The following is a 20,098-nucleotide window of genomic DNA, read 5'->3' as shown; positions in this document are numbered from 1 at the left end:
CCGGCGCGGCGCCGCGGCACTACGGCCGGGGAGTGCGCTTTGCCGAGTCGAAGCGTCGTGAGCGACGGCGCAGGCATGGATTGAACGGGGCGGCATGAGCGGGTGCTTCGACCTAGGCCGCAACCGACGACGCCGCAAGCAGGGTGACCGGGATGGTCTTGTACGGCGCTTCTGCGAGCACGTCCGCGCGCACGAGGAAATCGCCGAACGCTTCGCCGTCCGCACGTTCGGCGGCATAGCGCGCGAACAACTCGTCCAAGGTCGCGAGGATCTGCGCTTCGTCGACGTTCTCGCGGTGCAGGCGGTTGAGGCGTTGGCCGCGCGCGTCGGCGCCGAGCATAAGGTTGTAGCGGCCCGGCGCTTTGCCGACCAGGGCGATCTCGCCGAGGTAGGGACGCGAGCAGCCGTTCGGGCAGCCGGAAAGGCGCAGGTGGATATTCGTCTCGCCGAGGCCGTGCTTGTCGAGCAGCGCTTCGACCAGACCGGTGAAGTCGGGCAGGTAGCGTTCGGCTTCGGCCATCGCGAGCGCGCAGGTCGGCAGGGCGACGCAAGCGAGCGCGTTGAGGCGCACCTTGCTCGCCGTGCGGTAGAGATCGAGACGATGCTCGGCGACGATCGCGTCGATTTCGGCGCGGTCCGCGGCGGGCACGTTGGCGATCAGCAGATTCTGGTTCGGCGTCAGGCGGAAGCTCAGGCCGGAATTTTTCTGCGCGTGGATCTGCGCAATTTTGCGCAGCGCGCTCAGATGAGTGTGTTCGCCGCGATCGGCGACCCGGCCCGCTTCGATGCGCAGGGTCAGATGGGCGCGGCCGTCGGCGGACTCGACCCAGCCGAAACGATCGCCGTTGTGTTCGAAGTGGAACGGCCGCGCCGGGCGCAGCGGCGCGCCGAAGCGGCGTTCGACTTCGGCCTTGAACCAGTCGAGGCCGCGGTCGTCGATCGTGTACTTGAGGCGCGCGTGCTTGCGGTCGGCGCGGCCGCCGAAGTCGCGCTGCGCCGTCACCACCGCTTCGGCGATCGCGTTGACGCGATCTGCGGCGACAAAGCCGAGCACGTCGGCGAGGCGCGGGTAGGTCGCCGCCTCGCCGTGCGTCGCGCCGAGGCCGCCGCCGACCGTGACGTTGTAACCGAGCAGTTGATTGTTTTCGACGACGGCGATGAAGCCGAGGTCGTTGGCGAACACATCGACGTCGTTGACCGGCGGCACGGCGAAGGCGATCTTGAATTTGCGTGGCAGGTAGACCGGTCCATAGATCGGCTCGTACTCCTCGCCCGAGCCCGCGACCTTTTCTTCGTCGAGCCAGATTTCGTAGTAGGCGCGCGTCTTCGGCTTGAGAAATTCCGACAGCTTGGCCGCGTCGTCGTAGACCCGCGCGTGCAGCGCCGATTCGAGCGGATTCGCTGCGACCATCACGTTGCGATTGACGTCGCCGCAGGCCGCGACCGTGTCGATCAGCGCGGCGTTGATCGCCTGCAGCGTCGGCTTGAGTTCGCGCTTGATCACGCCGTGGAACTGGAAAGCCTGGCGCGTGGTGAGGCGCAGCGTGCCGTTGGCGTAACGCTCCGCGATCGCGTCGAGCTTGAGCCACTGTTCCGGCGTCACCACGCCGCCCGGCAGGCGCGTGCGGATCATGAAGCTGTAGTCGGGTTCGAGCTTGGCCGCGCGGCGTTCTTCGCGCAGATCGCGGTCGTCCTGCTGATAGCTGCCGTGGAACTTGATGAGCTGGGTATCGTCGTCGGCGATCGCGCCGGTGACGTCGTTGGCAAGGCTTTCGACGAGCGTGCCGCGCAGGCGCCGGCTGCGCGTCTTGATGCCTTCGACAGCGGAGAGAATGGGAGCGGGTGCAGTCGTGGACATATCAGTAAACGTCGCGCGCGTAGCGGCGCTCGGCGGCAAGCTGGTTGAGGAAATCGCGCGCGTCTTCGTCGGACTTGCCGCCATGCTCGATGACGATGTCGCGCAGCGCGGCGTCGACGTCGGCGGCCATGCGTGTCGCGTCGCCGCAGACATAGACGTGGGCGCCGTTGGCGAGCCAGTCGTACAGCTCCTTGCCGCGGCGGCGCAGATTGTGTTGGACGTAGACTTTCTCGGACTGGTCGCGCGAGAACGCCAGATCGAGTTTATGCAGGGTGCCGTCCTTGAGCGCCTTCTGCCATTCGACTTGATAGAGAAAGTCGGTGCGGAAATGCGGATTGCCGAAGAACAGCCAATTGCGTCCCGCGGCGCCGGTTTCGGCGCGTTCCTGGATAAAGCCGCGGAACGGCGCGATGCCCGTACCGGGGCCGATCATGATCACATCGCGCGACGCGTCCGCGGGCAGGCGGAAGCGTTCGTTCTCTTCGATAAAGACCGGCACGCCGGCGTCTTCCGGGAGGGTAGCCAGGAATTGTGACGCGGCGCCGACGTGCCGGGTCCCGAACTTTTCATAGTCGAGCACCGCGACGGTGAGGTGGACTTCCTCGCCGACGGCCTTCTGGCTCGATGCGATCGAATACATGCGTGGCGCAAGCGGACGCAGCGCGGCCACGAACTCATCGGCCGACCATGCGGCCGGGAAAGTACGCAGCACGTCGATGAGCTGATAGTCCGCGAGCAGTTCGCGCAGTGCGTCCTTGCCGTCGGGCGACAGGGCGCGGTCGAGCGCTTCGTTCTTCGCGCGCTTCGCATGCTCGACGAGGAACGGTCGCGATAGTGTCGTGATTTCGCGCTTGCGCAGGAGCCACTCGCGCAGCGAATGCGATTCGCCTTGCAGCGCGACGGCCTTGTCGCCGTCGAAGCGCAGCGCAGCGAGTACGGCGTCGACGAGTGCGAGTGGATTGGTCGCGTGCACGCCGAGCGCATCGCCCGGCTGATAGGCGAGGCCCGAGCCTTCGAGCGAGAGTTCGATGTGGCGGATGTCCTTGCTGCCGTTGCGCGCGCTGATGCGCTGATTGGCGAGCACCGCGGCGGCATAGGGCTTCTCGCGCGTCCACGCGGGGACGTGTGCCTGCACGGTGCTGCGCAACGGCGTGACGGTCGCAGCGCGCGGGCCGGTGGGCGCATCGGCCTTGAGCAGATCGCGCGCCTGTTCGAGCGCCTGCTTCGACCACGGCGCGGCGACGCTGGCGATATCGAGATCGGCTTCGCCGCGCTCGAACAGCCGCGTCGCTCCGAGTTCGGCGAGACGCGTGTCGATCTTGACGCCGATCGAGCAGAACTGCGGATAGCTCGAATCGCCGAGGCCGAGCACGGCGAACTTGAGCTGCGGCAGCTTCGGCGCGCGCTTGCCGGAGAGGAATTCGACGAAGCCGCGCGCGTCGTCGGGCGGATCGCCGTCGCCCTGGGTCGAGATCACGACGTAGAGCAGGCGCTCTGCGGCGAGTTCCTTGGTCGCATAGGCGTCGGCGCGCACCAGGCGCACGTTGAGCCCGGCGCCCTCGGCCTCGCGGGCGAGCTTTTCGGCCTCGCGTTTGGCGTTGCCGGTCTGGCTGCCGTAGACGATGGTCAGCCGTGTCGACGGCGCGGCTTCGGCGGCTGGGGCTACGGCGGTCTGCAGCGGCACGGCGACGTGGCTGGCGACCGAAGCCGTCAGCGGCACATGCCGCGACGAGGCGGCGACTCCGGCGACGTAGCCGGACAGCCAGTACAGCGAATCGGCGTCGAGCCCTTCGGTCAAGCGCGCCAGCAGGGCGAGCTTGTCCTCGGAGAACGGCGACAGGATACGGTTCGGTTGGGCTGACACGTCGGCGCTCGCTTGGCTGGTTTGGACGGCTATACGTCTAATGGAAGACGAGATATCGGCCGATCCTAGTCCTCGCCGGAGGAGGCCAGAACGTACCTTTAGTTATAGGGTCATGCGCTGCGGTTATTGCTTGCGGTGATAAGTGCGGCGGACGGTTGACAATCGGCCGCTGCAAGCGAAGCGTGATGCGGCCTGCAATGCTGCGTCGCAGCGCCGCGGGACATATATCCACATCACCCGAGGGCATGTCGATTTAGCGAAGTCCTAACGAACGTTGTGCTTCCATTCAGTTATCGCCGCATCGATGCGGCTCCCGAATAGACAACATGCAGCGACTTATCGTGATCGGCGGAGGAGCCGCTGGCTCCGCCGTCGTCGGCGAATTCCTGCGCCGCGGCCAACCCGGCGACTTCGACCTTACCTGGCTGGTCGGCCGCCAGGCGCCCGGGCGCGGCGTGGCCTACTCGACCACGGCCGAACACCACCTGCTCAACGTTCGCGCCGCGAACATGGGCTTGTTTGCCGACGACGCCGGCGCGTTCATCGCCTATGCGCAGACCCAGGGCTGGCCGGTCAAAGGCCTCGATTTCGTCCCGCGTGCCTGGTACGGCGATTACCTCGAAGCCGTGCTCGCCCGCGAGATCACCGGTGCGCGCGAACGCGGCCTCGCCATGCGCGTGCTGTCGGTCGATGCCGCGAGCGTGCGCGGCGACGATGCAAACGGTTACAGCGTGCGCACGGCCGACGGCGAGGAACTCGTCGCCGACGGCGTCGTGCTCGCGATCGGCGCGCTGCCTTCGGTGGCGCTGGCCGAGGTCAGCGAGTCCGCGCGCGCCAGCCACGCTTACACGGCCGACCCTTGGCACTGGCCGCTGCCGCGCAAGGCGCCCGAACGCGTCGTCGTGCTCGGCACTGGCCTGACCGCGGTCGATGCGCTGCAGAGCGCGGCGCGTCTGTGGCCGAACGCGCAGCTCACCGCGATTTCGCGGCATGGGCGCCTGCCGCGCAGCCACAACGCCGCGCCGGGCCAGCCGTACGAACAGCAGGCTTCCCTGATCGAAGCGCTGCGCGCGAAGCCGAATGTCGCGCATTGGCTGCGCGAAATCCGCGCGGCAATACAGGACGAGGACGTCGAATGGCGTTCCGTCGTCGACGGCCTGCGCTCCGAAACGCAGAATCTGTGGCGCATGCTCGACGCGCACGAGCGCGCGCGCTTCCTGCGCCATCTGCGCTGGCTCTGGGAATCCGCGCGCCACCGCCTGCCGCAGCAGACGACCAACGAACTCGCGCGCCTGCGCACCCAGGGGCGGCTCAAGGTTCTCGCCGCACACATCCGCTCGATCGACACCCATGCAAGCGAGCGCGGTCAGCTCGAAGTGCGCGTGCAGCCGCGCGGCGCCGAGGGCGTGCGCAGCTTCGCCGCCGATCTCGTCATCCAGGCGACCGGTTTCAACATCTCGGTCAAGGCCACCGATCATCCGCTGATCCGTCAGATGGAGAGCGAAGGCATTGCCCATCCCGACGAACTCGACCTCGGCCTCGCCACCGATGCCGAAGGCCGCCTGCTGCGCGCCGACGGCACGCCGGCCCACGGCCTGCGCTGCCTCGGCACCCTGCTGCGTGGCTCGATCTGGGAATGCAGCGGCCTGCCGGAAATCCGTTCGCTCGCGAAGGCGATCGCGCGCGACATGCCGGGCGAACTGCGGCAGGCGGCGGCATCCGCGCCGGCGCGCGCGAATCGGCCACGCATCAGCTCGCTCGCTTCGGCTGTCGCCTGAAGCACCAGCGCTCGGCCGCGTCTTGCGTTCGTCACGGCAAGCCCGATAATCTGCGGGCTTGCCGAAGATTCTTCGGAACGCGGGTGTAGTTCAATGGTAGAACTGCAGCTTCCCAAGCTGCTAACGTGGGTTCGATTCCCATCACCCGCTCCAATCGGCGACTAGCCGCTCATTTTCAGCTCCACGATTCGCTCGGATCTCGGCTTCTGCAGAAGCCTGATACCGATCCTGCGCCTTGGTAGTCGGCGCGAAGATAACCGATATTCGCGATAACGTTTGCCCGGCTTCTCGCAACGCCAGGCATTTCGCCCGAAGAATTCGCCCACACAAAAATCCCCAATTCTGGGGATGTGGCTGCGCGCCGCGCTCCGCCAATCTCCCCTCCGCATCGTCCTTCCTCGGGAAGGGGCGGTGCATGCCGATAAATCAGGGGAAAGTCCATGAGCGTGCGGAATCGTTCCGTTGCTGTGCGATGCGCCGCAATGCTGTGTCTGCTGTCGGCCGTGTTCGTCGCGCCGGCCGCGTGGAGCCAGGGCGCGCCGAGCCAGCTCGATTGGCGCGCGACGACGGTCGCCGCAGGCACCGACCATACCTGTGCGCTGACCACGGGCGGCAGCGTGCTTTGCTGGGGCAGCAATGCCTTCGGCCAGCTCGGCAACAGCTCGACCACGGATTCCGCGGCGCCGGTGACGGCGACGAATCTTGCCGGCGGCGTCTTGGCGATCGTCGCGGGCAACAGTTACAACTGTGCGCTGATGACTTCGGGCGGCGTGCAATGTTGGGGGGCGAACGGTAACGGTCAACTCGGCAACGGCACGACTGCGAACGCGTCGACACCGGTCGCGGTGACGAATCTCGCCAGCGGTGTCGCCGCGATCGCGGTGGGCGAGGCGCACAGTTGCGCGCTGATGACCTCGGGCGGCGTGCAATGCTGGGGCGCGAACGGCAACGGCCAGCTCGGCAACGGTTCTACCACCGACTCGTCGACGCCGGTGGCGGTGACGAATCTTCCGAGCGACGTGGTCGGCATCTATACGGGTGGCTACCACACCTGCGTGCTGACCAGCGCCGGTGGTGTGCAGTGTTGGGGTGCGAACAGCAACGGCCAACTCGGCAACGGGTCGACCACAGATTCCAGGACGCCGGTGGCGGTGACGAACCTCGCCAGCGGGGTAGCCGACCTTGCTATGGGTTATCGCCATACCTGCGCGCTGATGACGGCGGGTGGAATTCAGTGTTGGGGCTACAACGTCTACGGTCAGCTCGGCAACGGCACGACCACAAGCTCGTCCACGCCGGGGGCGGTGACGCGTCTTGCCACCGGCGTGGTGAAGGTCGTGGCAGGCAAGTATCAAACCTGTGCGCTGCTCGGCTTAGGTGTCATGCAGTGCTGGGGCTGGAACGTCTACGGTCAGCTCGGCAACAACTCGACCGCGAACTCGCCGGCGCCGGTCGTCGCGAAGGCGCTGCCCGGGGGCGCCATGGCGGTGACGATGGGTTCCGGACACTCCTGCCAGTTGGACACCTTCGGCGGTGTGGTGTGCTGGGGATACAACAGTTCCGGCCAACTCGGCAACGGGACGACAACGAGTTCACTCACGCCGGTTGCGGTTCCCGGTCTTGCCACCGCCGTCGCCGTCGCCACAAGCAACATCGTTGTCAACGGCAGCACCTACACCCAACCCACAAGCACGATCGTCACGGGCTATGTCCACACTTGCGGGCTGACCAATGCCGGCGGCGTGCGCTGCTGGGGGCAGAACAACCACGGCCAGCTCGGCAACAACTCGACTTCGGCCTCGTTGTGGCCGGCACCGGTGACCAACCTTGCCGTCGGCGTTGCCGCGATTGCGGCCGGCAGTGAGAGTTCTCACACCTGCGCGCTGACGAACACAGGCGGCGCGCTGTGCTGGGGCCTGAACAACTCGGGCCAGCTCGGCAACGGTGCCACCGCGGATTCTCCGGTGCCGGTGGCGGTCACTAATCTCGGCAGCGGCGTCGCGGCGATTACGCCGGGCAACGCGCACACCTGCGCCTTGACGACGGGCGGCGGCGTGCAATGCTGGGGCTCGGGCGTGTTCGGCCAGCTCGGCAATGGCACGAATACGAACTCGTTGACGCCGGTCGGCGTTGCGGGGCTCGGCAGCGGCGTGGTCGCGATCACAGCGGGATCGCGGCACGAATGCGCGTTGACTGCGTCAGGCAGTGTGCAATGTTGGGGCTGGAACCTCCTCGGCCAGCTCGGCAACGGTGCGAATGCCGACTCGTACACGCCGGTCACGACCACTCTCTCCGGCCCTGCCGTTGCGATCGCGGCAGGCTCCGATCACACCTGCGCCTTGCTGGCTTCGGGCGCAGTGCAGTGCTGGGGTTCCAACACTTTCGGCGAACTCGGCAGCGGTTCGGCGACCCCCACGCCGGTTTCCACCGCTGTGGGGGTTATCAGTCTCGCAGGCAGCGTCGCCTCCATTGCGTCGGGCGGCTACCACTCCTGCGCGGTACTGACGTCGGGAGCGATGCAGTGCTGGGGCCGCAACTTGAACGGCCAGCTCGGCCTCGGCTCGACCAAGGACACCTCCACACCGTTGGCGGTGACGAATCTCGCCAGCGGTGTCGTGGCAGCGGTCGGCGGCGATAGCGCCACATGCGCGCTGACGAGTGTCGGCGGTGTGCAGTGCTGGGGCACTGGGTTCAACGGGGCAAAAGCGCCGTACACGGTGCTCGCGGGTGTTTCGCTGAGCCTTACCGCGCCGTCGTCTCTTGCCGCCGCAGCGGGCACGACGCTGTCGATCCCGGTCAGCAACGGCAGCGTTGCCACGCTCGATTCGTGGACCCCGGACACGTGTACGGTGACCGACCAATACCGAGGCGGAGTGACCGGCCTCAAGCCCGGGCTGTGCGGCGTGCGTGCAACCCGAAACGGCTTCATCGATACGGGCACGAGTTGGGCCGACGCGCCGCAGCAGTTGCGCCTGATCCCGATAACGTCCGCCACACCGGCGCTGACCTTGGCGACGTCGAACAACCCGAGCGCGGTCGGTGCGAGCGTGACCTTCACCGTGACCTTGGCCAACGCGGCAAGTCCGAGCGGTAACGTCAGCTTCTGCGCCGATGCGACGACCACCAATGCGACCTGCAGCGGCGGCACCCTGCTGTGCACGGTGCCGGTCAGCGGCTCGCAGGCGGCGTGTTCGACGAACACGCTCGCGGCCGGCACGCACACGATCAGCGCGTATTTCGCCGGCGATGCGAACAACAGCGCGGCGACGAGCGGCACGCTATCCGAGTTCATCGGCAACCCGCCGGCGTTCACGAGCGCGAATGCAGCGACGTTCAAGGTCGGCCAGTCCGGCAGCTTCTCTGTCAGCGCGAGCGGCACACCGACGCCGACCTTCACGTTCTCGGGCGGCACGCTGCCGAACGGAACCCAATTCGTCGACAACGGCAACGGCACGGCCTCGCTCTCCGGCACGCCGGCCGCTGGCAGCATGGGCACTTACACCATACAAATCCTCGCACACAATGGCGTCACGCCGGACGCGACGCAGGCCTTCACGCTGACGGTGCAACCTGCCGCGCCGGCGCTGACCTTGGCGACCTCGAGCAACCCCAGCGCATCCGGTGCGAGTGTGACCTTCACCGTGACCTTGGCCAATGCAGTGAGTCCGAGCGGCAACGTCAGCTTCTGCGCCGATGCGACGACCACCAATGCGGCCTGCAGCGGGGGCACCCTGCTGTGCACCGTGCCGGTCAGCGGCTCGCAGGCGGTGTGTTCGACGAGTACGCTCGCGTCCGGCACGCACGCGATCAGCGCGTACTTCGCCGGCGATGCGAACAACGGCGCGGCGACGAGCGGCACGCTGTCCGAACTTATCGGCAACGCGCCGGCGTTCACGAGCGCGAATGCAACGACGCTCAAGATCGGCCAGTCCGGCAGCTTCTCCGTCAGCGCGAGCGGCACACCGACGCCGAGCTTCGCGCTCGCGAGCGGGACGCTGCCGAACGGCATGCGGCTCGTCGACAACAACAACGGTACGGCCTCACTGTCCGGCGCACCGGGCGCGGGCAGTGTGGGCAGCTACACCGTGCAAATCCTCGCGCGCAACGGCATCACGCCAGATGCCACCCAGACCTTCACGCTGACGGTGCAGCAGGCGACGAGTTCGGTCGCGCTGGTCGCTGCTCCGGCTTCGATTCTGCAAGGGCAGAGTACGACGTTGACGGCGACGATCACGACGCAGAACGCCGCTGCCGGCGGTACGCTGAGCTTCACCGACGGTGGTACGACGCTGCCCGGCTGCGGTGCGGTCGCGGTAACGGCATCGACCCTGCGGGCAACCTGCACCGCAGCCAACCTTGCGTTGGGTTCGCATTCGATCACGGCGACCTACTCGGGCGACGCGAGCACGACCGGATCGAACAACTCACCGTCCATCATGGTAACCGTGCAGGCACCCGGCACATCGATCGCACTCAACGACACAGGACAAACGCTGTGTGACAGCGGCGCAGCGATGAACCCGGTGCTCGTCGCCTGCACGACGGCGATCTTCGGCGACAGCGGCACCTATCCGCGCCAGGACGCGCGCTTCGGCCGCGATGCGGCGGCTATTGCCGGCGCACTTGCAAAGACCGGCGGCGGCGCGAACGGTTTCGATCTCACCAAGATCTGTCAGAACGGCACGAAGAATTGCGCCGGCAATGCCAACGCAAGTGGCTATACCGGACTGGCCGCGACCGATTGGACCTGCACCAAGGACAACATCACCGGCCTGGTCTGGGCGCTTTACATCAACAACAACGAATTATGGTCGCGGGCCGCCGACAGCACGAGTACGACAAACGACGTCGCTCTCGCCAATGCCAACTCGCTGTGCGGTTATAACTCGGGCTGGCGCCTGCCGACGCGGCGCGAACTGCTCTCGATCGTCAACTACGGCGCGGCCACCGGCCCGTTGATCGACACGAATTATTTCCCCGGCACCGGCGGTTTCTATTTCTGGAGCGCCGACACCTACCTGCCACCACCGCAATTCATCCCCAACGCCGGGCCGTCCGCGTGGATGGTCGACTTCGGCCTGGGACACGCCACGTTCGGCGACGTGCGCTCGGGTTCGCGCGTCCGCGTCGTGCACGGCTCGCCCTGAGCCGTCCCTGCGAAATTCACATCGAAGGATTTGTCATGCGCTCATCGATCGCAGCGATCGCGTCGAACACTCTCAGCCGCGGCGCGCGTTGTTTGCGCACAGCGGCCATTCTCGCCGTGTTGTTGTGCGTTAGCGCGCCGGCAAGCGCCGCCTTCGTCGACAACGGCGACGGCACGATCAGCGATGGCGTCACCGGCCTGACCTGGGACCACGCTCCCTTCACCAGTTGCGGCGGCACCGGCGCGGCGCCGCGCAACTGGCAGAGCGCGTTGACGGCGGCCAGCACGGCGAGCGGCTGCAACTACCGCGGCCACAACGACTGGCGCCTGCCGAACATCAAAGAGCTGGAATCGCTCGTCGACATCACCCGGTCAGCGACTGCGCCGGCGGTTTTTGCCAATGGCCTGATCGGTGCACCGTCGCCGACGACGTATTTCTGGAGTTCCACCACTTACCCCGCGGCGCAGGCCGGCGTCATCTCCGCGTTCGTCATCTTCACCTATGACGGCAGTTTCACGCCGCTGCAGATCAGCAACAACGCCTATGCGCTGCTCGTGCGCGGCGGCCAGTCGTTCGATACGCTGCATCCGCCGCCGATCGTGAGCGCGACCTCCGTCGCGCCGATCGGCTATACCAACGCCACGTTCAACGCGACCAGCAATGCGGCCGGTGCCGGTTTCGTCATCGCGGTACCGACGGGCAGCGCGGCACCGACCACGGCGCAGGTGATCAGCGTCGCCAAGGCCGGCGGAGCCGGCAGCTACACGAGCGGGACTAACACGGTGAACGTGATTGCCTCCGCCTTCGATTTTTTGAGCGCAGGCGCCGCCACCGCGTTTCCTCTGAGCGGATTCGTTCCGGCGACCTCGTACGATGTGTACTTTGTCGCCAACGACACTTTCGGCAACTCCTCGGCGCTCGCCGGGCCATTCACGTTTATGACACTGAGCAATGCGACGGCGACGGCGATCAGCGCGATCAATCCGAATCCGCTGACCTTCGCCCCCGGCGCGACAGCGACGGTCAGCGTCAGCGTCGTGCGCGGCAGCGACCAAACCGCACCGAGTGGCGGTACGGTCACCGTCAGCAACACGACCGACGGCACGAGTTGCACGATATCGCTGCCCGGCGCGAGCGCCTGTGCGATCCCGATCAGCGGCGCCGGTGCCAAGGCGCTATCGGCAGCGTTCGTCAGCACAGATACGATTCACTTCGCGAACAGCGCCACGAGCGGTGCCACCACGCTGACGGTAAATCAGGCGCCACAAACGATCGTGTTCGGCGCCGCGCCGGGCATCGCGGTCGGCGGATCGGGTACGGTCAGCGCGAGCGGAGGCGCGTCGGGCAATCCCGTCGTCTTCAGCACGACGAGCACGGCCTGCTCGGTCGCTGCCAATGGTGCGGTGAGCGGCCTGAGCGTCGGTCCCTGTGTGGTGACCGCGAACCAGGCTGGCAACGCCGATTATTCGTCCGCGCCGCCGGCCACACAGACGCTGACGGTCGGTCAGGCATCGAGCGCGCTCGGCCTGACGTCGAGCTTGGCTTCTTCGGTGTTCGGCCAGGCGGTGACCTTCAGCGCTGTCGTGATCTCGGCGAACGCGGGTGCTGCCGGTACGATCACCTTCACCGCGGACGGCTCCCCGGCGCCGCTCTGCCCGGTGCAGCCGCTTGTCGGCGGCAGCGCAAACTGCGCGACGACCGCCCTTATCGCCGGCACACACACGATTGCCGCCGTCTATTCGGGAGACATCAATACGACGGGATCGAGCACTCCCGCGCTCAATCAATCCGTCGCCAAGGCGCAGACGACGACGACGCTGACCGCGCCGGCGCCGATCGTTTTCGGTCAATCGGTCGATGTCACCGCGACCGTCGCCGTCAAAGCGCCCGGTGCGGGCACGCCGACGGGCAGCATCACGATCAGCGACGGCGGTGCGAGCCCAGGGGATTCCTGCACGATCGCGCTGCCGGCCGACCATTGCACCCTGACTCCGGGCACCCCGGCAAACGCCACGCTGACGGCGACCTATGTACCCGACAGCGGATCGAGCGCGAATATCAGCGGTAGCAGCGCGACGGCCGCATTGACCGTCAATCCGGCAACCAGCAGCGTCGTGCTCGGTTCGAGCGTGAATCCGGCCGTGTTCGGCCAGAGCGTGACGCTGACTGCCGTCGTCACCACGAGCAATCCGAACGCAGGCGGCACCGTGAGCTTCAGTGAAGGCGGCACGGCGCTGACGGGCTGCGGTGCCATCGCGATGGCGAGCGGCGGCATTGCGGTATGTCAGACCGCGAGCCTGTCCACCGGCCCTCATGCGCTCGTGGCGGCATACTCGGGCGATGCCGCTACGCCCGCATCGAGCAACGCCGCGTCGCCGCTGTCGCAGGCCGTGATCAAAGCGTCGACCGCGGTGACGTTGACGCCGCCGGGCGCGACCGCGCTCGGCAATTCGATCAGCGTCAGCGCGACAGTCGCGGTCGTTGCGCCCGGTGCGGGCACGCTTACGGGAACGATCACGATCAGCGACGGCGGCAGCGCGCCGCACGACACTTGTACGATCGTCCTGCCGGCGACGCAATGCAGCCTGACGCCGAGCAGCGTCGGCACGCTGACGCTGAACGCGTCTTTTGCGCCCGATGCGGCTGCTGCTGCGAACTTCAGCGGTAGCAGCGCGAGCGGCAGCCTGATCGTGAGCCAGGCTGCCAGCACGATCTCCCTCGCGTCGAGCGACGAACCGGCTGTCTTCGGCCAGGCCATCACCTTGACAGCGAAGGTGTCCGCGCTGGGCCCGCCGCCGACCGGCAGCGTCGACTTCAGCGAAGCGGACGGCACGCCGATCGCGGGCTGCGCCGCGGTCGCGCTGAGTACTGGTATCGCCAACTGCCAGACGAGCGCGCTTTCCGTCGGCACGCATTCGCTCGTCGCAACGTATTCGGGCGATGCCAATACCGTCGGAGCGAGCAGCGCGAACGCGCCGTTGACGCAAACCGTGGATCAGGCGGCGACGGCAGTGACGTTGACCGCGCCCGCACCGATCACGCTCGGCAACTCGGTCATTGTCAGTGCTGCGGTCGCCGTCGTCGCGCCCGGCGCGGGTACGCTGAGCGGAACGATCGCGGTCAGCGATGGCGGCAGCGGTCCAGGCGACACTTGCACGATCGTGCTGCCAGCGATGGCGTGCTCGCTAACGCCAAGCAGTGCGGGAGCCAAGGCCCTGACCGCGACGTACACGCCCGATTCCGTAGCGAGTGCGAATTTCACCGGCAGCAGCGCCAGCGGCAGCCTGACGGTGGCGGCTGCACCGAGTGGAATGTCGTTGGCTTCCTCGGTGAATCCGTCGGCGTTCGGCGAGAACGTGGTGTTCACCGCTACGGTCACGCCGGCAAACGGCGGAGTGCCTCCAGGCGGCACGGTGACCTTCCTCGACGGCGCTGCGCCGCTGTGTCCGCCGACGGCGCTGCTCCCGGGCGCGGCAAGCGCGAGCGTGACCTGCGCTGCGCCGGCTCTCGCCGTCGGCAATCATCCGATCAGCGCGAGTTATTCCGGCGACGCCAACAACCAGCCGGCAACGGCGACCCTGGCCGGCGGCCAGACCGTGCAGGCCGCCGCGACGACGACGACGATCACGCCGCTCGCGCCGATCACGCTCGGCACCGGCGTTGCCGTGCAGGTGACGGTGGCCGCGCAGGCGCCCGGTGCTGGCACGCCGAGCGGTACGGTCGTGGTCAGCGACGGCGGCGTGACTTGCACGGCCACGTTGTCGAACGGCAGCGGCAGTTGCACGCTGACGCCGAAAGCGCCGGCCGGCGTACATTCGATTTCGGCCGTCTATACGGCTACTGCGAATTTCGCCATGAGCAGCGGAACGACCAGCTTGACCGTCAATGCGGCAACGGCAGCGATGACTCTGACCAGCTCCGCCAACCCGAGCGCGTTCGGACAAAACGTCACGCTGTCTGCGGCGGTGAAATCCGTAGTCGGCGGCGCGATGCCCACCGGCAGCATTACGTTCCGTGACGGCACGACTGTGCTGTGTAACCAGGTCGCCGTGACCGTGGGCGGTGGCATCACGACCTGCGCGGTGTCGGCTCTCGCCGTCGGCAATCATGCGATCAGCGCGAGTTATTCCGGCGACGACAACAACCAGCCGGCGACGGCAACCCTGGCCGGCGGCCAGACCGTGCATGCCGCCGCGACGACGACGACGATCTCGCCGCTCGCGCCGATCACGCTCGGCGCCGGCGTCGCCGTGCAAGTGACGGTGGCCGCGCAAGCGCCCGGTGCCGGTACGCCGGGCGGCACGGTCGCGATCAGCGACGGTAGCGTGACTTGTACGGCGACGTTGTCGAACGGCAGCGGCAGTTGCGCGCTGACGCCGAAAGCGCCGACCGGCGTGCATTCGATTTCGGCCGTCTATACGGCTACTACGAATTTCGCCGCAAGCACGGCAACCGCCAGCTTGACGGTCAATGCCGCCACCGCGGGAACGACGCTGACGAGTTCCGTCAATCCGAGCGTATTCGGACAAAGCGTCACGTTGTCTGCGACGGTTACACCGGCGGCCGGCGGGGCAATGCCGACCGGCAGCGTCACATTCCGCGACGGTGCGACGGTGTTGTGCAGCCAGGTCGCGCTGGTTGCCGGCAGCGGCAACGCGGCGGCGACCTGTGCTGCGAACGGGCTGGCCGCGGGCGCGCACGCGATCACGGCAAGCTATGGCGGCGACGCCAACAATCTCGCCTCGCAGTCGCTGGCGACGACGCAGACGGTGAACAAAGCCGCGACAACGCTGGCGCTCTCCGCGCCGGCGGCAATCACGTTGGGACAATCGGCGAACGTGACGATCAGCCTCGGCGTCGTCGCTCCGGGCGCCGGTACTCCAAGCGGTGAGGTCACTATCGATGACGGTGCCGGCGCGACGTGCACGATCGCGTTGCCGGCGACGGGCTGCTCGCTGACGCCGGTCGCATCCGGCAACCTGCATCTGAGTGCAACGTATGCCGGCGATGTGAACTTCGATACCAGCAATGCGACGGCACCGCTCGGCGTCGGCACGCTGCGCAGCACGGTCACGCTGACGAGTTCGGCCAATCCCGCCACGCTGGGCGGTGCCGTCACGTTCACCGTAACGGTCGCGGCGCAATCCACTTCTGGAGCGACAGCCGCGACTCTCGCCGCGGCGAATGTCGCACCAACCGGCACAGTCGTACTAAGCGACAACGGCAGCACTCTCGCCACGTTGACGCTCGACGCAATGGGCACGACGAGCTACACGACCTCCGCACTGGTAGTGGGCAGCCATACGATCGTCGCCGCCTACTCGGGCGATGCGCGAACGGCAGCGGCCAGCGCGACGTTGACACAGACCGTCGGCGCAGCGCCCGCGGCGGTGGTACCGGCGCCGGCTGTGTCGGTCTGGATGCTGGTCTTGCTTGCGCTCGTCCTGCTTGCGGCGGCTTGGCGGCGAGCGACAGCGACGATCCGGTAGATTCAGGGGAAAGCGCCCGCAGCGCTTCGGCGCTGCGAGTGTTTTTCTCGGATTATTGTCGGCGCCGAGACAGCGCGACGGTTCGACCGCGGAGCGCAGCCGCCTTCAGGCGGGCAACGCGGCGAACGCCGTTGCCGGCGACGCTTCCGGTTCACCCTCGCCGAGTTCCGCCACGAGGAAGTTGAGGAACACTTTTATCTTTGCCGGCAAAAAGTGTCGCGAGGGATAGACCGCATAGATGGCGGTTTCGTCGCCTTGCCAATCGGCGAGTACCGGTACGAGTGCGCCTTCGGCCAACTGTCGACGGACATAGAGTTCGGGAATCAGACTCAAGCCGAATCCGGCGAGCAGTGCGTCGCGCACGGCGAGGCTCGAAGAGACCTTGTAGCGGGCGTCGACCGGTATCGACACGGTTTCGCCGTGTTTGCGAAACGCCCAGACCGCGGAATGGTCCGACAGGGTGAACTGCACACAAGTGTGTTGGAGAAGATCGGCCGGATTCTCGGGCGTACCGAAGCGCCGGAAATACGCCGGCGAAGCGCACAGCACATGTTTGAGTACCATCAGCTTGCGCGCGACGAGCCGTGAATCTTCCAACTTGTCGCTGCCGCGCAGGGCGCAGTCGTAACCGTCGCGGATCAGGTCGACGCGGCGGTCGTCCAGTCGAAGATCGAGCGAGATGCCGGGGTGGCGTTCGAGGAAGCGCGGCACCGACTGGGAAATGGTCAGCAGGGTCAGCGTGATCGGTGCGCTGACACGCAGGTGCCCGGTCGGCCGTTGTTGCAATTCGCCGACGGAACCGTCGGCCTCATCGAGATCGTCGAGGACGCGCGAGATGCGTTCGTAATAGTGCGTACCGGCTTCGGTCAGGCTCAGTCGCCGCGTCGTCCGGTTGAGCAGCCTTGCGCGCAGATGCGCTTCGAGTTCGCCGATGTTCTTGCTGACCGCAGCAGGGGACAGCCGAAGTTGCTTTGCGGCCGCGGTGAAGCTGCCGAGGGAAACGACCGTGCGGAATACGAGCAAAGCGGTCATGCGGTCCATGATTGTTCACTCTTGGGAAATTGTCTTTCACTTCATGGCGGTATTATCAACCTAATGACTCGTAATTAGGATGGTTCGCACTCGTCAGTCCGAATCCACCAGAGGGAGTCTCGTGCCATGTCTCAATACGCAATGTCTGCTCTGCCGCGCGTGCCCGTTCTCGGTTCGACCATGAGCTATTGCCAGGACGGGCCGGAAAACGCTCCGGCCGTGCTCTTCCTGCATGGAAATCCGACGTCGTCTTATATCTGGCGCAACATCATGCCCGCGGTCGCCGGCACGCACCGGGCCATTGCGCCCGATCTGATCGGCTACGGGCAGTCGGGCAAGCCGGATATCGATTACCGCTTCGCCGATCATGTGCGCTACCTCGACGGTTTCATCGACGCGCTCGGATTGGATCGCTTTTACCTCATCGCGCAGGATTGGGGCACGGCGCTCGCATTCCATTTCGCGGCGCGGTTTCCGCAGCGCGTGAAGGGCTTGGCCTTTATGGAATTCATCCGGCCGTTCGAGCGCTGGGACGACTTTCACCAGAACCCGCAGGCGCGCGCGACTTTCCAGAAATTCCGCACGCCGGGCATCGGCGAACAACTGATCCAGCGCGACAACCTGTTCCTCGATCGCGTGCTGCCGGGTTCGATCCAGCGGACCTTGTCCGACGAGGAAATCGCCGCCTACCGCGCGCCGTTCCCTACCGAAGAATCGCGCAAGCCGATCTGGCGTCTGGCGAACGAATTGCCGATCGAGGGGCAGCCGGCGGACGTGCACCATTGGCTGACCGACGCGCACGCGGCCCTGAAGACTTCGACCTTCCCGAAGCTGTTATTCGTCGGCGATCCCGGCGCCGTGGTGTCGCCCGCTTTTGCACAGCAGTTCGCGGCGACCCAGCGCAATATCCGTACGGTGCAATTGGGCCCCGGCTTTCACTATCTGCAGGAAGACCACGCGGCGCGAATCGGCGAAGAACTGCGCGAGTGGATCGACGGCATCGAGGGGAGTTCGAGCGTCACGGAGTCGCGGGCGACCGATGCCGCAGTTGAACAAGCCGCGATGAGATCGGCCGGTTGAGCCGGAGCATCGGGGAATTCCCTCTTGTTAGCGACTGCGTCTGCCGGCAACAGCAGACGACTTGGATTGCTTTGATCGGCGCCGGCTTTGCCGGCGTCGATCACTTTGCCTTGGCGAACGAGTCGCGCAAGGTCACGATGCGGTTGAGCACCGGCTTTTGCGGCGTGTGGTCGCGGCTGTCGGCGACGAAGTAGCCGAGGCGCTCGAACTGGAATGCGTCCGCGGGCTTCGCATCGGCCAGCGAGGCTTCGAGCCAGCCGACGACGGAGCGGCGCGAATTCGGATTGAGATGGTCGCGATAGGTTTTGCCGTCGCTGTCGTCGTCCGGATCGGCCGCGGTGAACAGGCGCTCGTACAGGCGCACTTCGGCTTCGACGGCGTGGCGCGCACTGACCCAATGGATCGTGCCCTTGACCTTGCGCTCGGCGCCGCTCTGGCCCGTGCGCGAGGTGGCGTCGAGCGTGCAGTGCACTTCGGCTACTTTTCCACTCGCATCCTTTTTCACTTCCTCGCACTTGACGATGCCGACGCCGCGCAGGCGCACTTCGCCGCCCGGCACAAGGCGGTGGAAACCTTTGACCGGCTCTTCAAGGAAGTCTTCGCGCTCGATCCACAGCTCGCGTGAGAACGGTACGGCACGCGTGCCGAACGTCTCGTTCTTCGGATGGTTCGGGAAGGTCAGCGTCTCGGTGTGGTCGTCGGCCAGATTGGTGATGACGAGCTTGAGCGGATCGATCACGGCGAGGCGGCGCGGCGCGGAAGCGTCGAGTTCTTCGCGCACGCAGGCTTCGAGCACGGAATATTCGATCGTCGAATTCTGCTTCGACACACCCGCGCGCTCCCAGAACGCGCGGATCGCCGCTGCCGGATAGCCGCGGCGGCGTGCGCCGGCCAGGGTCGGCAGGCGCGGATCGTCCCAGCCGTCGACAATGCCGTCTTCGACCATCGCGGCCAGCTTGCGCTTGCTCGTGACGAGGTAGTCGATATTGCCGCGCGCGAATTCGATCTGCTGCGGCGTGCTGACCGGCATATGCAGGCCCGCATCGACGAGCGGCTTTACGAGTTCGGGATGATTCGGCAGATCGATCTGCGCGAGGCACCAGTCGTAGAGCGGGCGATGGTCCTCGAATTCGAGCGTGCACAGCGAATGTGTGATGCCTTCGACCGCGTCCGAGATGCAGTGGGCGTAGTCGTACATGGGATAGATCGGCCACGCGTCGCCGGTGTTCTGATGCGTGGTCTTGCGGATGCGGTACAGCGCCGGGTCGCGCAGGTTGATGTTGCCCGAGGCCATGTCGATCTTCGCGCGCAGGGTCTTGGCGCCGTCGGGGAACTCGCCCGCGCGCATGCGCTGGAACAAGTCGAGGTTCTCTTCAACGCTGCGTTCGCGGTACGGTGAGTTGCGGCCCGGCTCGGTCAGGGTGCCGCGGTACTCGCGCACCTGGTCGGCCGAGAGATCGCAGACGAAGGCTTTGCCGTCGCGGATCAGCTTGAGCGCGCAGAGATAGATGACCTCGAAATAATCCGAAGCGTGGCGCAGCGCATCCCACTCGAAACCGAGCCAGTGCACGTCGTTCTTGATCGCCTCGACGAATTCGGGGTCTTCGCGCGTCGGATTGGTGTCGTCGAGGCGCAGATGGCAGACGCCTGCGTAGTCGCCGGCGACGCCGAAGTTGAGGCAGATCGACTTGGCGTGGCCGAGATGCAGATAACCGTTCGGCTCGGGCGGGAAACGCGTGACGACGCGGCCGCCGTGCTTGCCGCTTTCCTGGTCGCCGTTGATGATCTGGCGGATGAAATTATTGACGATCGGGGGATTGCTGCTCATGGATTCGCTGGATGAACGCGGC

The 20,098-nt window shown here is 66.4% G+C and carries 8 protein-coding genes and 1 tRNA gene; 5 read left to right on the top strand and 4 right to left on the bottom strand.

All coding sequences use genetic code 11. The features are described 5' to 3' along the window. Positions 1-112 precede the first annotated feature (112 nt). Together cysI and FFS30_RS02205 are read right to left on the bottom strand one after the other, a co-directional pair. Positions 113-1,834 (bottom strand): assimilatory sulfite reductase (NADPH) hemoprotein subunit, encoded by a 1,722-nt coding sequence (gene cysI, locus FFS30_RS02210; protein WP_171014476.1) that lies wholly within the window; start codon positions 1,832-1,834, stop codon positions 113-115. A 25-nt stretch (positions 1,835-1,859) separates the two neighbouring features. Continuing rightward, positions 1,860-3,722 (bottom strand): assimilatory sulfite reductase (NADPH) flavoprotein subunit, encoded by a 1,863-nt coding sequence (locus tag FFS30_RS02205; RefSeq protein ID WP_137911474.1) that lies wholly within the window; start codon positions 3,720-3,722, stop codon positions 1,860-1,862. A 326-nt stretch (positions 3,723-4,048) separates the two neighbouring features. On the opposite strand from FFS30_RS02205, the gene FFS30_RS02200 reads away from it, so the two are divergent. From FFS30_RS02200 to FFS30_RS02185, 4 genes are all read left to right on the top strand, one after another. Further along, positions 4,049-5,500, top strand: coding sequence for an FAD/NAD(P)-binding protein (locus FFS30_RS02200; protein ID WP_137911473.1), 1,452 nt, complete (start codon positions 4,049-4,051; stop codon positions 5,498-5,500). A gap of 79 nt (positions 5,501-5,579) precedes the next feature. Continuing rightward, a tRNA-Gly gene (locus FFS30_RS02195) sits at positions 5,580-5,653 on the top strand. A gap of 329 nt (positions 5,654-5,982) precedes the next feature. Beyond that, positions 5,983-10,647 (top strand): Ig-like domain repeat protein, encoded by a 4,665-nt coding sequence (locus FFS30_RS02190; RefSeq protein ID WP_212742386.1) that lies wholly within the window; start codon positions 5,983-5,985, stop codon positions 10,645-10,647. Positions 10,648-10,682: 35 nt separating this feature from the next. Beyond that, entirely contained in the window at positions 10,683-16,136 is a 5,454-nt protein-coding gene (locus tag FFS30_RS02185; protein WP_137911471.1) for an Ig-like domain repeat protein, read from the top strand. A gap of 105 nt (positions 16,137-16,241) precedes the next feature. Here FFS30_RS02185 and FFS30_RS02180 read toward each other — a convergent pair whose 3' ends face one another. Further along, the gene (locus tag FFS30_RS02180; protein ID WP_137911470.1) at positions 16,242-17,177 is read right to left on the bottom strand and encodes a LysR family transcriptional regulator; all 936 of its coding nucleotides are present in this window, start codon (positions 17,175-17,177) and stop codon (positions 16,242-16,244) included. Positions 17,178-17,294: 117 nt separating this feature from the next. Between FFS30_RS02180 and FFS30_RS02175 the strand changes: the two genes are divergently transcribed. Beyond that, positions 17,295-18,248: a haloalkane dehalogenase gene (locus FFS30_RS02175; RefSeq protein WP_137911469.1), complete on the top strand. Its 954-nt coding sequence runs from the start codon at positions 17,295-17,297 to the stop codon at positions 18,246-18,248. Between the two features lie 100 nt (positions 18,249-18,348). On the opposite strand, the gene FFS30_RS02170 is transcribed toward FFS30_RS02175, so the two are convergent. Beyond that, on the bottom strand, positions 18,349-20,076 hold the full coding sequence (locus tag FFS30_RS02170; RefSeq protein WP_137911468.1) for a glutamine--tRNA ligase/YqeY domain fusion protein: 1,728 nt from the start codon (positions 20,074-20,076) through the stop codon (positions 18,349-18,351). Between the last annotated feature and the right edge of the window lie 22 nt (positions 20,077-20,098).

The organism is Rudaea sp. 3F27F6, from assembly GCF_005503555.1.
Classification (GTDB): Bacteria; Pseudomonadota; Gammaproteobacteria; order Xanthomonadales; family Rhodanobacteraceae; genus Rudaea.
This window is presented reverse-complemented; position numbering and strand designations above follow the sequence as displayed.